The sequence below is a fragment of the Acuticoccus sediminis genome, assembly GCF_003258595.1.
In the GTDB taxonomy this organism is placed as follows: Bacteria; Pseudomonadota; Alphaproteobacteria; order Rhizobiales; family Amorphaceae; genus Acuticoccus; species Acuticoccus sediminis.
Genome location: NZ_QHHQ01000017.1, coordinates 24,148 through 38,777 on the forward strand (window position 1 = coordinate 24,148; position 14,630 = coordinate 38,777).

At 63.1% G+C, this 14,630-nt stretch carries 9 protein-coding genes; 1 reads left to right on the plus strand and 8 read right to left on the minus strand.

Features of this window, described 5'->3' with window-relative positions:
* Positions 1–56 precede the first annotated feature (56 nt).
* Complete coding sequence (locus DLJ53_RS36485) at positions 57–188, plus strand: hypothetical protein (RefSeq protein ID WP_280525540.1); 132 nt, start codon at positions 57–59, stop codon at positions 186–188.
* On the opposite strand, the gene DLJ53_RS33585 is transcribed toward DLJ53_RS36485, so the two are convergent.
* From DLJ53_RS33585 to DLJ53_RS33620, 8 genes are all read right to left on the minus strand, one after another.
* Positions 185–2,983, minus strand: a complete 2,799-nt coding sequence (locus tag DLJ53_RS33585; protein WP_111352681.1) for a TrlF family AAA-like ATPase — start codon at positions 2,981–2,983, stop codon at positions 185–187. The genes DLJ53_RS36485 and DLJ53_RS33585 overlap by 4 nt on opposite strands.
* Positions 2,984–3,022: 39 nt before the next feature.
* Positions 3,023–3,262 (minus strand): XRE family transcriptional regulator, encoded by a 240-nt coding sequence (locus DLJ53_RS33590; RefSeq protein ID WP_111352682.1) that lies wholly within the window; start codon positions 3,260–3,262, stop codon positions 3,023–3,025.
* A gap of 18 nt (positions 3,263–3,280) precedes the next feature.
* Positions 3,281–6,628, minus strand: a complete 3,348-nt coding sequence (locus DLJ53_RS33595) for a DUF499 domain-containing protein (RefSeq protein ID WP_202913508.1) — start codon at positions 6,626–6,628, stop codon at positions 3,281–3,283.
* An 11-nt stretch (positions 6,629–6,639) separates the two neighbouring features.
* Entirely contained in the window at positions 6,640–9,480 is a 2,841-nt protein-coding gene (locus DLJ53_RS33600) for a DUF1156 domain-containing protein (protein WP_111352684.1), read from the minus strand.
* On the minus strand, positions 9,477–9,656 hold the full coding sequence (locus DLJ53_RS33605) for a hypothetical protein (RefSeq protein ID WP_111352685.1): 180 nt from the start codon (positions 9,654–9,656) through the stop codon (positions 9,477–9,479). Before DLJ53_RS33605 ends, DLJ53_RS33600 begins: the two co-directional genes overlap by 4 nt.
* Before the next feature lie 12 nt (positions 9,657–9,668).
* Positions 9,669–13,178, minus strand: a complete 3,510-nt coding sequence (locus tag DLJ53_RS33610) for a protein NO VEIN domain-containing protein (protein WP_111352686.1) — start codon at positions 13,176–13,178, stop codon at positions 9,669–9,671.
* A gap of 248 nt (positions 13,179–13,426) precedes the next feature.
* Entirely contained in the window at positions 13,427–14,386 is a 960-nt protein-coding gene (locus DLJ53_RS33615; protein WP_111352687.1) for a tyrosine-type recombinase/integrase, read from the minus strand.
* 6 nt (positions 14,387–14,392) lie between these two features.
* Positions 14,393–14,630: HTH-like domain-containing protein (locus tag DLJ53_RS33620; RefSeq protein WP_202913509.1), on the minus strand; the 238-nt coding region annotated here is incomplete at its 5' end.

The following is a 14,630-nucleotide window of genomic DNA, read 5'->3' on the forward strand; positions in this document are numbered from 1 at the left end:
GCGGGCGTGTCCAGATCTCCCAGCTGCGTCAGATGCGCGAGGCGATGGAGGGTGAGGTGACGGAGCGCCAGCAGGAGCTGAAAGCGCTGGTGGTGCGGCTACAGCGGATCGACGCGCTGAATGAGCCGGAACCGGCCAAGCGCCTGCGGATGCAGGAGGAGCGGCCGCAGGGGTTTGGATCTGATTAGAAGCCGTATTTCTCTCGGCGAAGCCGGAATGCTGCATCGCCTCCTTCCATGATCCGCTTGATCGCGTTACGTGCATCTTCCACGTCGATGGCGCCCACTCCGTGAATGGTGCCGCGCGACTGATCATTATCGGTACGATAGCCGAACCACGCGACAAGTTCCGCGTCGCCATTGACGACTAGGTTGGCATTATGACTGGCGAAGATAATTTGCCGCAATGTCTTTGCGTCCCAGATCTGCTCGACGATCTCCAGCATGACTGGATTGTCAAGATCCTCTTCCGGTTGATCGATAATCAGCGGTGGTCCCGACTGATTGAGCAATGTCTTTAACAATGCCGTCGCTTGCTGCCCTGCAGAGGCATTTTCGAACGGGATATAATCGCCTTCGCGCGCCCGAAACTCATAGACAGGCGCCGACTCGATCGGGATCAGCGACAGAGCAAGCCAGTCTTCAGGCTTCAAAGTGTTGGCGATGCGCTCGGTATCCGTCGCGGTGAGCCCCAGGCCTTGAAGATGCGGCGTCTGCGGCCGGCTCTCCGCTTGCGAGCGGCCCTCGTCATAGTCTGCTAGTGCCTCAAGCTCCGTCAGTGCGGACTGCCAGCTCTGCTTCGGATCGGAAGCGGAAATGATTGCCTCGCCCAACGCCTCCTGCTTGGCGGTTTGGAGCCTCGACCCCGCGAGCGCCTGTCGCAACGATGTGATGAAGTTTTCTGCATTGGCATAGCGTCTGACGCTGACGCGAATGAGACCACCCGATCGCTCGGTCAGGGCGCTGCATTCACGATCGATCAGATCATCTTGTTCCGACAGGGCGCTCTGCCATTCATCGTGCGCAGTCCGGTATTTCTCCTCAGCGGTTTGTAACGTCGAGAGCGTCTCCCGAACCCGCGTCGTCTCCGCTGCCAGTTCGGCGAGCTTCGCCTCGAGATTCTGTAGCTGCTTCAGCTTTTCGGTATGCGAGGAGGAGCGGCTAGCCGCCTGATCATACCGCAATTTGAAATCGCGGTATCCGGCTTCCCACACAGCAAACGGGCCGCTTGCTTCACCCTCACCGATCGCCGCTGCCGCATTCGTCAATGCATCGATTTGACGGAGGGCATCGGCCACAAGCCCGTCATAGGCAGCGTGCGCAGCGGCAAGCGGCTCTTTCAACGCCTCCGGCTGCTCAGGAGCGGGCGACAAGGCGCGCCGCTGCGAGGCCGCGAGAGCATGCAGCTCACGGGCTCGATCTGCGAGCGTACTCGCGCCGGCGCGCCATGCGGCAACCTGAGCTTGCGCAGCATTGTAGCTCTGCCCCTGTCCGAGGAGCGCCCGATCCTCGTCCGACAGACCAGTCAGCGACGAGCGAATGGCATCCGCCTGCTGCGTGATCGACCGCTCTTCCAGCATTCGATTTTGCAGAAGGCGGGAGAGATCGCGAAAGCGCTGCCGCGTCGCGTAGGCTTCGCGGATATGGTTGGCGCGGTCGGCCGCCTTACGCTGTAGCCGGTCCAAATCGCCCTTGATGGGCGCGGTGATAAAGCGCGTCAGTTCCTCAACCCGCACGCTGACATCGCTGAGCTGCTTTTGACTGTAGGCCTGGATCGGCAGAAGCGCCCTGACATCCTCCTCCGTACAGGGAGCGAGATCCCCGTGACCAACCTTCATTTGCAAGCTGCCATCTGTCGCCTGACGACGGACCAGATGCGCGACATTGTTCAGGATATAGACGACTTCGACGCTGGCGCGCAGCGTCTTGAGGGTCCCGTCGATCAGCCGCCCCCGCCTTGCCTGATAGTTGGGGGTTTGGTCTTCATCGCCGAGTGGCGGCTGGTCACAGAGGGCCCAGCGCACATATTCAAGCACCGTAGATTTTCCGGTGCCTCGTCCGCCGATCAAGGCGCTATATTGAGGGTTGAACTCGAGATCTAGCGGTCCGAGAAATGTCGAATTGCTGATGCTCACGCGGGCGATATACGTTTCTGGGACATGCGGGGCCTCTCGCGAAATGCGTGATTCTTCTGCCAGACAGGCCTGCCGCAACGCCTCTGCGGTGGGCTTCGCCCATTTGATCCAGGTGGAGGGTTCGCCCAGTGTCGCGTGGTCTTCACGGCGCGAGTCGGAGGTCTGAATGCAGGCGATGCGCTTATGCCCCCACTCTTTCTCCTTACCGGTGACAATGTTAATAACGCGGGGCTTGAGTTTGGACGCATTTCCATCAGTATAGCCGCCAACCCACGGCATCTCTTTGTATTTTCCGTGCTGTCCTTTCCGCAGCAGGGAATGCTCACCTTCCCCCGTCACATTCGGCAGGACGGTGTAACGGCCACGGAGATACTGATGTTTATCCAGCTCATCCTTCAACTGAAGCAGGCTCTGAATATGTGAGAGCTGCTCGACGTCGCAGCTCTTTGCATTCTCACTGCTATTTTGCGTGATGGAAAGCGCCGTCATCGCCAGCGAGAACATATCGTCTGGAAAGTCTGCATCGAACAGCAGCAGCGCCTGACACGGAACGCCGAGCGTCAACTCCATCCCCGGAAAAACGATGAGGCGCTGCCCCTCTGGCAGCTCGTCGCCTTGCGCATCTGTCTCCTCGGTCGCAGCACTACGGATGAACGGCAGGAACGTCATGCAGTGGTGATCGGTAACGGCGATCGCCTGAATACCGCGCTCGCGGCAGGCCTGAACAAGAGAGCGCCCGTAAGCGAGCCGCTCATCGTCTGTTACCGCATTGGCCCCGGCCCAACGCAAATCGCGCGGAGTATGGACCTGAAAATCACACCGGTAGAAATGCGCGCCCTGATCAGTCATCTAAAGACATATTCCCAATTTCATACGTTCATCAGTCGATCATCGCTTGGCTGGCGCATCCAGATCGCTAAGTTGCGCCAGATGTACGACGGGCTTGCCGGGGAACTCGACGGTGAGGTCGAGCTTCCCGCCCATCGCCTCGACATAGCTACGCAGGGTCGAGAGCATCAGATCGCTGCGCTTTTCCATCTGCGCGACCGTTGCCTGACGCACGCCAGGGCCTTCGGCCAGCTGATGCTGGGTGAGTTCGCGCGCCTTCCGCAGCTCATTGAGCGCCAGATATTCTGTATAAGTCTTTCACTCAAACCCTGTTGAATCAGCTCGAAACTTCAGCTGCCGCGCGTTGTCACGGACAACGCCAATGTCGGCTTCCTCAAAGCCATCCGTCGTCTCGGCTTCAATCTCGACTGTAATCTTTACTTTCGCGCCTGGCGTGCGCTGGAGTTCCATGACGACCGCATTGAGCACGGCGTCAAACGCTTTGACCGGCCGGACCATATCTAGCTCGACGGTGCCGTAGAAGCGGCGCGGCTTTCCCATTCCGGCGACGCCCCCGCCATTGATGAAGCCAGACTCCGGAGTGTTGCCGCCTTGGCCTGGGTTCGATGTTCCTGTGTCGATAGGCGCCGAGCTGGGCCGAGAGTGCTCTTTGGCGACGTCGGAGCGGACCAATACAGCCGTTGCTGGGAAGATCTCCGGCGGAGCTTTTGCCCACGCCAAACCTATATAGTCACCGACTTCTGATTCGAAGTGGTCCGCGTAGCCGAATGAAGGGTCGAGTTTGCCAACAGCGTCGCGGATCGCATCTTCAAGCACTAGGCGATCGCGCAGTTTGGGCAGGTAGACGTAGGAGGCAAACCAGTCCGCGATTTCACTCACACCAAGGTGCGGTTTTTCCTCTGGCCAGAGTGGCTTCAGATGCAGCGCGAGCGCGTCCGGCCCGAGGCGCTCCTTGGCGATCGCATCGCCCCGTGGGCCGGCCTTCTCGTAGACGGCTGATGGGATCGCGGCACGGTCCTTCGAAGCGATCGAGAGATGGTCTAGGTCGAATGCTGCGCCCGCCGTAGTCGCCTCGGTCTTGACCGGAAAGAGGATGTGGCTCCAGGCGAAGCGCACCGCCTTGGCCGCGCCATCTCTGCTCGTCTTCGCCTTCTCTTTGGTGTCGTCGATTTGCGCTCGCGTCAGCTGGTCCTGCAGTCGTCTGTCGTCGCAGATGCTCTGCCAGGCCAACGCCTTGCGCATGACCTCTCGGGCCGTAGCCAGCAGCACCTCGTTGGCCGCTACGAAGAGCAGAGTGTTGCGGAACCGACGCTGGGCCGAGCGGCAGCGCATCAGGGTCTCGGTTACGGCGTCGGTTGCGAGCGACTTTCCGACACCCTTACCCGCATGCGGGGTTGAAGGTCCGAGGATCACCAGCGAGAGCGCATGTGCCTCGTCGATGCCGATCGGATCATCGGGCGCGGCGTAGACTTTTGCAAAACCTGCGCGGGTGCCGCCGTCCTCGCGGAGCACAGCGGTAATTGCCGCTTCGACTTCGTGGTCGGGCAGCGCCTTGGCGCGATCGTCGGCCAGGCGGTTCAACGTCGGCTGCGTGGAGAACCAATACCGGCCAGCCTCCTCGTAGAGGTAGGTCGCACGTTCGGTCAGCTCGCGCAGTGCCTCGCCGAAGATGGCGAGCTGATCGCCCGGCTCAGCGCAGGCCAACCGCAAGCCCGGCCCGGTCAGACCGGCATTTGGCCGTCCGACCAGTGGCGCCGAGCAGATGAAGACGGCGCGAGCGGCGCGGGTTGCAGCGCGCAGCTGTGAGATGCGACGTGAGGGGTTCGCCTCCATCCGCGCGGGAAGCGAGCTCTCGCCGTCAACCTCCTTGTCGACCACCGCGTTGAAGTTGGAGTCGAGGGGGTAGAGCACGCTGGCGCGGACCCGCTCATGTGCGATGGGTACCCGCGCGGGCGTAATCAACGGATGCTGGACCTGTTCGTGCCAAAGCGTGCCGACGACATTGGCCATGAAGCGCAGCACGCCGCGCGTGCGTTGGAATTTCTCGAGGCTGGCCCAGTCCTTCGACAGCCGATCGAACAGCTCCGGGTGGATCGGGTATGACAGCTTCAGGAGCTCGCGGTAGCGCGCTTCCTTGGCCTCCGGCGGAAACTCAGCTGCGTTGTTTTTGTAGAGGTCGGCAAACGCCTTGACCGTCTCGTCACGCGCGCGCTCACCGTCAGCGTCGAGCGTCTGAAATAGCCGACGGCGGATGATCTCGTAGGTTTCGTCGCCTGACGCGGGCAGCCATGCCGACTGAACACGACCGAAAACCTTCTCGAGCCGCAGCAGCGCGGCCTCGCCCTTCGGCCCGCCGGCTTCGGCGACGCTCTCCGGGAGCGAGCCGATGATCAGCACGCCGGGCGCCATCTTGGCGGCTTCGGTCAGCGACTGGATGAACGAGAGGAACGCCTCGAAGCGATCTTCCGAGAGCTGACGCGCGTAGGCGACCAGCTCGTCGAGCAGGATCAGCGCCGGCCCGGACAGCTTGAACAGCTCGACCAAGAGGTCGGAGCCGGGGTTGGTCCGCGCCGTCTCAGCCTCGGCCAGCAGGTCGAGCCCGGCCTGTCCCGCGATGCGCCACGCGATATAGCCCCAGAGCGTGTGGACCTTGGGCCCGTCCTTCAGGATCAGCGAGGTGTCGGCGCCCTTCGACGTGCCGACGAACACGGCAACCTTGGGCGGCGTCCATCCCATCACCCGGGCCTTTTCCGCTAGCGGCCCGACGCCCTCCAGCAGCGATAAGTCGTGCGCCTTGGCGAGGTGATAGACGGCCAGCATGGTGTGCGTCTTACCGCCGCCAAATGCGGTCTGCAGGCCGATCACCGGGTCGCCGCCACCGGTGCCTGCGAGCCGCTCCAGGCTTGAGGTGAGGATCCGGCGCAGCCCTTCGGTCAGAAAGGTGATGCGGAAGAAGTTCTCCGGGCTGGCGTAGTCCTCGCCCGCGTGGCCGGCGTCAACCGCGAACAGGTCGGCGGCGAACTCGGCCTCCTTGAAGCGATTGGCGAGCACGTCGGGGTGCGGCAGCGCGACTTCGATCCACGGACGGAGCGGCTTGCCCAACCCGTTTTCCGGCGCGGGTCGCACGCCGCCGAGCGTGAGGGTCGGCTTCGCCGCGGGAGCAGGCTCGGCTGCGACGGGCGCAGGCGCGGGTGCGGCCTCCGCTCCCGCGAAGCCGGATCGGCGCTGCGCGTCGTAGAGCGACTTGAGCTCTATCACCTCCGCCTGCGGTGCCTTCACCGCGCGGAGCAGCTGGTGCATGGCGTCGAGGTAGCGCAGCGCCTCGTCGTCCTGCAGCGGGATCGACAGGTGCGACGTGGCGTTTCGCGCCTCCAGCGCCATCGAGGTGAAGTTTCGCACCTTGTGCGTCTCGTTTCGGCCGAAGGCGTCGCGGAACACGTCGTTCCAGTTGTCAATCATCGACTTGAGCAGGCCGTATTCGTCCAGCGCAGCGTTGGGCGAACCGCCAGCTGCACGGCTCGCGTAGTGCAGCCAGGTGACGCCGTGCTTCGCCTTCATCCGCGCTTCGACAAACGGGCCGAGGCCGCGGCGCAGGTGGAACAGGCCGCCCTGGACGCGCTGCAGGGTTTCCTTCTCAGTCGACATCAAGCGGTCCCCTAGAATGCGAAGGCGGTCTGGTCGGAGCCCGGCGCCTGGCCAGCGGCGTCGAGCGTCGCCGCTACGTCCTCCAGCTTGGTCCACTCCTGCGCCAGCTCGTTGTAGACCAGCGCCTCAGCGGCCCAGCCCTTGTTGGTGGCGATCTCGAACAGGCGGTAGGCGAGCGCGCGGGCCTCTTCCGCCTTCGGCCCCATCTGCGCCACCAGCGCCGCGGCCGCCTCGCCGCCACCGTCGGGGGCGTTGAGGACGCGGGCGGTGTGCTGCACACACTCCCAGGTGGTCAGCATCTTGTCGCCCGCAGGCGACCAGCCGGAGGGCAGCTCCTCACGCGGGGTCAGCCCCGCCTTGCCCTTCATGTCCTTGAACACGCCGGAGGCGAACAGCGCCCGGTCGGACGTGTTCTTGGCGGTGGTGAGCATGATCAACTCGCCGGAGGCGCGCGCGTCGAAGCCGTATGTCGCGAACCAGGCCAGCGCCACCTGAGTCTCGGCGTCGAAGGCCTGATCGAGCTCGTTCTCGATCTCCTCCCAGACGCGGTTGATCAGCGCCAGCGCGGTCTTGACGGTCATGGCGCTGTCGTCGTCCTCCAGCACCTTGGCGTGCCGGCTGAACACGCCCATGCCGGGGCCGATCACCGACTGCTGCATGTCGACGGGGCCGACGCCGGCCTTGCGAATGGCGTCGATGGCGGCGGGCATCTCGCGCTTGAGCGCGCGGATGAAATCGGCACGAGTGATGACGGGCGCATTTAGATCGCGCTTGCGGCATACGAGGGCAACAGAAGAAGCAAGTGAATTGATGTCGTTCTTCAACGCCGAAGTCAGTTCCGTCCGGAGCGGCCACGTTCCATCAATTTGTGATCCGCCGTCGATTATACCTTGCAGAAATGAAGACCAACCCCTTGAGCTAACACCATCAGCGTTACCTTCCGTCTGCTTAAACGCGTAAAATATTGTGACAGGCCATACGGTGTCTGAGCGCATCAATAAGTTGGAAAGCGCAGCTTTGATGCCAGCTTCAAAATAGCGCTCTGCAGCCTCAACCCCGCCGTGGCGATAGGGCGTCGCAACCAACTCGTTGTCTTTTGGGGTGGTCAGCCGGCGCAGGTGATCAGGCCAAATTTCCTTTAAGCTCTTGGACAGCCAAACATAGAAAAACTCCGATATGTCAGCATACCCTATGTTATCGTAGTAAGGTGGATCGGTGGCCAGCACGAAGGTATCGGCGACCGATCCGTTTTGAGCAGCCGACTCAAAGATGCTTGCGGGAGCGTCGTAGGGCGCGTGCTCAAGGCAACTTGCCACAACCGACACGCATTGCGAAATGGCCCCACTTGACTTCCCAAACGGGTTTGCTTCAGCGAAGTCATAGCTCATAGGAATAGCTTGTTGCGGAATGCTCGGTGCAAGCGCATTGTCCTTAACCAACCACTTACAAAGTGACGATCCGTAAGTAGCCATCCGATCAATAGCAAAAGCTAAATAGGTCGCGACAGCCTGCGCGTATTCGCGGTCCCCTCCACAGTCGACTTCAACTTTCTTAGCTAAAGTCGGTATCAATCCAGTGAAGGTGGATAGGCACTTAAGTTGACGATTGGTAAACAAGCTTGCATACGTCTTCAGACCAAATTCAGGAGGAGAGAACCAGCGCGGGTTCTCCGGCATCTCCTGCATTGGAGACCATTCAGGCTGCGCGATCTCAGACGCCTTCATTTGCTCTTCGGTCGCCCCAAGATAAAGCCGCTTGCCCTTGCTCTCCACCACCATCGCGACGAGAAGCTCTCCAAGGCGCCCCGCGCGTCCCTCAGCTTTGACGTAGCTCTCAGGGATTGCTGACCCCGATACAAGGCACATGAAGTTCGAGCCCCGACCCGTCTTCAGTCCGGCTCGGATGCGCTTAGTTTCATCGTTCGAGGGTAGCCCACTCTTAATTTCGAAGTGATAGGCCTTGTCTGGTCCGTCACCGACCACAGGGTCGAGCCAGACCTGTCCTGCAGCCGACTTCTGCGACAGAAGATAGGTTGATAGCAGTGGAACCACCGCTCCACCTGCTGCAGGGTCTGGGGAGCGAACTGTTCGTGCCCAAATCCACGCAATTGTCTGGCCTTCCGAGCCATCAAAAAGCGTCGCAGCAGGATAGTGGTGTCCAATGAGCTTCTCAGCTTCGTCGCGCATCCACTGGCCGTAATAGCGGACGTCCTCCGCCAGCCCCTGCGCGCCCTTCCAGGCGCGGATCGCACCATTGGCCGCCTCAGCGCGCGCCTTGGGATTGACCGGCGGGCGGCCGGCGAACTTGGGCGGAATCTCCACTAGCGCCTTGCCGATGAGCACCGCCACCGGGTTCAGATCCGAGCCGTAGGCGCGCAGGCCTAGCCGCTGCGCCTCCAGCGGAATCGATCCGCCGCCCGAAAAGGGATCGTAGACCGGCGGCGCCTTAGTTTGGAGATAGTCGAGGATCGCCTCGCCGTCGCCCTTGGCCGGCGGCTCCTCACCTTTGCCCCAGGCGACCGAGCGCGCGATCTCCCAGCGCGCCTCGTTCAGAATCACCTCGTTATTCGAGGCCTCCCACGGCACCATGCGCTCGACCACCTTGTGCAGTCGCCGCCGCTCGGCGTCCTGCGCCTCCTCGGTCGGGAAGCGGTCGGGCCAGGATGAGGGATCGTCCACCAGCTGCGCGAACAGCACCGCCCGGCAGGCCGCAATGGGCCGCTGTGCCCAATATTTGTGAATCGACGTCGGATAGCCTTTCGGAGCTTTTTGCTTCCGACGCTGGGCCTCCACATTGATCGGCTCGAGCGGGATCGAAACTTCGATTAACTTCTTGCGGACGGTGGCGGTCACAGGCCGAACTCCGCACGAAGCGCGTCTGGCAACTGCACCAGGTCCGGCCCGTGCGGCAGCGCGTTCTTGCTCCACCCGCCTTTGACGGTCTGCAACGCGCTGATTGGCAGCTGCACAAGGTGTTTGAGCGGCACCGGCGCGACAATGGCGAACTCATCTAAGACGTTGGGCAACAACAGCCTACGCTCCTACTGAATGCGTGATGCCTGCATCGATAGCAGCTTGTCGATGCTGAAAACCACCGCGGTCTCGCCGAAGCCGAGCTCGCGTTGGAAGAAGCGCTGCACATAGACAGGCTGGTGCGCGAAGCCATTGGCGACGCTGACCAGCGCGAGGTGGAATGCGTCCGGCGCGTTCAATGAGGCGAGGATCTCGTTTTTGGTGACGATCACGTCGCGGGCGTCGGCGTGCCGGCCCTTGACCTCGATCAGGCGCAGCGGCCCGCCCGCGCCATCCCGGCTCTCAATGTCCCAGCCCTTCTTCTGCGCCGAGACGTCGACCGGCGAATGGCCGAGCGCGCGTTCGTGCGCCATCACCGCCTCCATCGCCGCGAGTTCGACCACGATGCGGGCGGCCGGGTCTTCGCAGACGAAGTTGTCAGCCGGCTTAGGCACCTGCGCCATGCGTGCGCAGAGCAGGCCGTTCGGGATGACCAGCGCCGCGCCTTTCAGCACCGGCGGCAAGGCTGTGATCTGGCGCTCGCGATCGAGTTCCTCCTGCCGCTTGTGCAGCCGCTCGACCAGGCGCTGGGCGGTCGCCTCGGCGTTGGAGGCGTTGATCCGCTGCTCCTTGCCGGCACGCTCTTCCTCGCGCAGCCGCGCGGCTCGTGCGTCCCAGTAATTGACCTCGCGTGTCAGCCGGGCCCGCACCTCGCGCTCGACCTTGTCGATCTCCGTCAGCCGGCGCCGCTTTACTTCGGCAAGGTGCTCCGGCACCAGGCTGGCGATGGCGTGACCGAGCGCGCGCTCTTCCACCGCACCCGCTAGCCAGGGTGCGTCGATCGCGTCGGCGACCGCGGCCCGCTCCTCCGCCGTGATCGGTCGGTAATCGAGGTAGGGCGCCGAGCCGCCATCGGCGGCCGAGCCATCGGGCCTCAGATGGATAAACTGCAACCGTTGCGAGATGACGCGCGGCTCGCCCGATCGCGCAACGCGGCCGTCACGCACCGCGTGTTCCAGGTAGACGAGCAGCTGTGGTTCCGTCCCGCTATCCGCGTCGTCGACCAGTACCGCGCCTTGACCTAACAACGGTCCGAAGCGTTCCAGCACCACGTCCACAGCCGCATCGAGCAGAGGATGGCCGGGCGCGAGCAGCTCCGCCTGCGGCTGGCCGACGATCAGCGCCTTCTCAAATGTGACCCGCGCGTAGCGGTCGAGCACCGGATCGCCGCGTCCGATCAGCCGGTCGCGCTCCTTCAGCACCGATGGGACGCGGGTGATCTCGAAGCGGCCCTTCTCGCGCTCGCTGATTCGGCCGCCCAGCAGCGTGAACGCCTCGCGGAAGAAACTGCCTATGAAGTGGGGCTGCAGCCGCCGAGCCTGCGCGCGCTCCATCTCCTCGCGGACGACAGCAACGGCCCGTGGGTCCATGCCCTCACTTGTCAGCTTGCGCTCGGCGACCAGCTGCTCGATCGCGCTGACATCAACAGCACCGTCTACCTTGCGGAAGAGCTCGGCCCGCTTCTCGGGACGGTCCCCGTAGCGGATTGCATCGACGAGCAAGTCGCGGAGAGCGTGAGCCTCGAACAACTCGCCGAGCACGTCGAAAACGCGGCCGCCGAGCGCCTCCCGCGCTTGGGCCAGCTTCTCTAGCAGGCGACCGTAGACCTCGCCCTCGCGGGTGTTGGACGCACAGAGGTTCCAGAGGTGGCAAACCTCGGTCTGCCCAATCCGGTGGATACGGCCGAACCGCTGCTCTAGCCGGTTCGGGTTCCAGGGAAGGTCGTAGTTGACCATCAGGTGCGCGCCGCGTTGCAGGTTCACACCCTCGCCGGCGGCGTCGTTGGCGATCATCACCCGCACAACTGGGTCGCTGTTGAAGGCTGCTATCGCCGCGCGGCGGGTTTCACGCGCGACGCCGCCGTGGATCACCACAACGGCCGCCGCCTCGCCGAACCGAGCGGTGATCTTGTTAGCTAGGTACTCCAGTGTGTCCTTGGGCTCGGTAAAGATCAGGATTTTGCGTCGGAGCCCGGTCGCCGGATCGACCATCATCGGCTCGTCGAGAATCGACTCAAGCTCCCGCCACTTGGCATCCTGGCCTGACAGCTTCAGACGCAGGGCACGCTCTTCCAGATCGCGCAGAATGACGATCTCGGCCTCGAGCTCCACCAGAGTCTGCGCAGCGGTGGCCGCGTCGACGATTGCTTCCTCTTCCGCTTCGGCTTCCTCCCCGGTGACCTCGTCCAGGTCGTCGGGGTTGTAAGCCGGTAGCGTCGGCGGGCGACTTAGCGGCGCCGATCCTGCGGCCCGGCCCATCCGCTCCTCGCGCAACCGCTCTTCGAGCCGCTTGCGCCGTCGTTCCAGCGATCGGTGGATCGCAGCCGGCGAGGAGGCGAGGCGCCGCTGTAGGATCTGCAGCGCGAAGCCGACGCTGTTGCGCCGCCCGCCATCACCGCTGCGATCAGCGCGGTTCATCTCCTCGCGGACATAGGTCGTCACAGCCGCATAAAGGTCCGCTTCGTCGGGCGAAAGCTCGTAATTGGCAGTGTACGCCAACCGCTCAGGGAAAAGCGGCGTGCCGTCGAATCGATAGAGCTCCTCCTTCGTCAGTCGCCTCATCATGTCCGAAACGTCGGCCTTATGGATGCCCTCGCGGAACCGTCCCTCGAAGCGGTCGGCGTCGAGCAGGCCCATGAACAACTGGAAGTCTGCTTCCTTGCCGTTATGCGGCGTCGCAGACATCAGCAGCAGGTTGCGCGTGCGCGTACCCAACAGCTTGCCGAGCTTATGGCGCTGCGTCTCCTTCACCTCGCCGCCGAAATAGGAAGCGGCCATCCGGTGCGCCTCGTCGCAGATGATGAGGTCCCAGTCTGGCGCCGCCTGCAGCTTGGCCTTCAGCTCGTCGGATCGAGCGGCCATGTCGAGCCGCATGATCAGCCGGTTGCGCTCGACGAACGGGTTGCCCGTGATGGAGCTCTCAATCTGATCACGCGTTAAAAGGTCGAATCCGAGGCCAAATTTCTCGGCCATCTCCTCCTGCCACTGTTCGACGAGGCCGCCCGGCGCAACGATCAAGCAGCGCTCGACGTCGCCGCGGATCATCAGCTCCTTCACGAGCAGACCGGCCATCACGGTCTTGCCGGCGCCCGGATCGTCCGCCAACAAAAAGCGCAGAGGTTGGCGCTGCAGCATCTCCGCGTAGACTGCGGTGATCTGGTGGGGCAGTGCCTCGATCTGCGACGCGCTGACCGCCAGGTAGGGGTCGAATAAGTGCGCCAAACGGATACGGTTGGCTTCGGATGCCAGCCGAAGCAGCCCACCGTCCGCATCGAACGCGTAGGCACGGCCGGCCTCGATGAATTCGAGGCCGGTCTCCTCACCCCGGTAGAGTAGGCGCTCGCCGACCCTCCCGTCGACACGGAACACGAGGTTCAACGCGTCGGCACCGAAGCGCGACACCTGCACAACCTCTGCAACGCCCGTGGGAGTGAGCCCCTTCAGACGGGCGCCAGGCTTCAGATCGTCAAACAACTTCAACGGACTCCACCCTGGGACCCACAACTCAATTCAGTTGAGCGTAGGGCACGGAAGCATGCATAACCGGTATGGCGATCGGCCGCACGCACTCGGGCATTCACCGGCCCGGCTAAGGCACGCGCGCCGCCTTACCCAAGAAGCCTCCTCTTTAAGGTGCGAATAAAAGGTAGCCTTTTGATTGCGTAGTCTGAACCGGCGGCCGCTTCCCGAGGCTGTCTGCGTTGCAGCTCCCGCTGGAGCAATCGAACTTAGATCAGGATGCGCTCGACCTCGTCGAGGCTGATCTCGTCGGCGCGACGGTCATAAAGTTGGGTGGTGCGGGTGGAGGCGTGGTTTGCCATCTGCGCCGCCTTTTCGAGTGTTCCGTCATTCTTGAGGTAGGCGGTAATGCCGGTCGCCCGAAACGTGTGGTTTCCGACCAGCGTCTCAATCCCGGCTTGGCGCGCGCGGCGGCGGATCATCTCCCAGGCATTAGCCTGCGCCATCGGTCGGTCGGAGAGCTGCTTGGTGTCGCGGTCGATCGTGCGGAAAACGAAGCCCTTGCGATCGTCAGCGAGCCCGCATCCGTCAAGATAGTCGTGCAGGAAATGCTCGAGGTTGTGATGGCAGGGCACCTCGTGCCGCTTGCCGCCCTTTTCGTGGAGCCGCACCCACAGTCGTCGGTTCTGGACGTAGAGGTCTTCGACCTTGAGGGAGAGCGCGGCGCCGATGCGTGCGAAGGAGTAGACCATCAAGCCAATCAGGGCGCGGTCGCGCAGCCCGGCGGGCTTAGCGACGTCGATTGCATCGAGGAGCTGGCGCGCCTCCACCGGGTTGAGCACCGGCGTCTTGCCGCGCCGTACAATGTGGCGCGGCCCCCGTACAGAGGCAGCGGGGTTCGCCGGCACGACTTGGCCGACAACGAGCCAGTCGAACAGGGCTCGGATCGCCGCGAGGCGCTGTTTCACCGTCGAGACAGAGTGGGTCGCGCCAAGCTCCTCGATGAACGCCGCCACATGGATCGGCCGTACATCGGTCAGTGCGAAAACCCCTCGGGTTTCGCACCAAGCGCCGAACTCGATCGTACCGCGCAGGTAAGAGCGGCGGGTGTTGGGGTTGCGGATGTGGACGGCGAAGAACTCGAGGAAGCGTCGTCGCGCGTGTTCGTTTGCGGAGGCGACCAGCGCCGGTAGAACGGTTGCGGGTTCAATGAGAATGAGATCGTCCATTGGGCCTCAAATCCGATCAACGTCGAGGCCCGCGTCCTTCAGGCGGCCTGAGATCTTCCGCATCTTCGCAAACTCGGTTCCGAACGAGGGGCCGATGTTGAGGGCTTCGCAAAATTCCCGACCCGTCGTGTCACGGAGCTCGTCGGCATACTTGATGACCTGGAGGTGAAGCTCGGCGACGTAGCTGTTGCGAGGGGCTCCGTCGATCGCCGCTTTGATCCGAGCCAGTGCGTCGGTTGCTGTC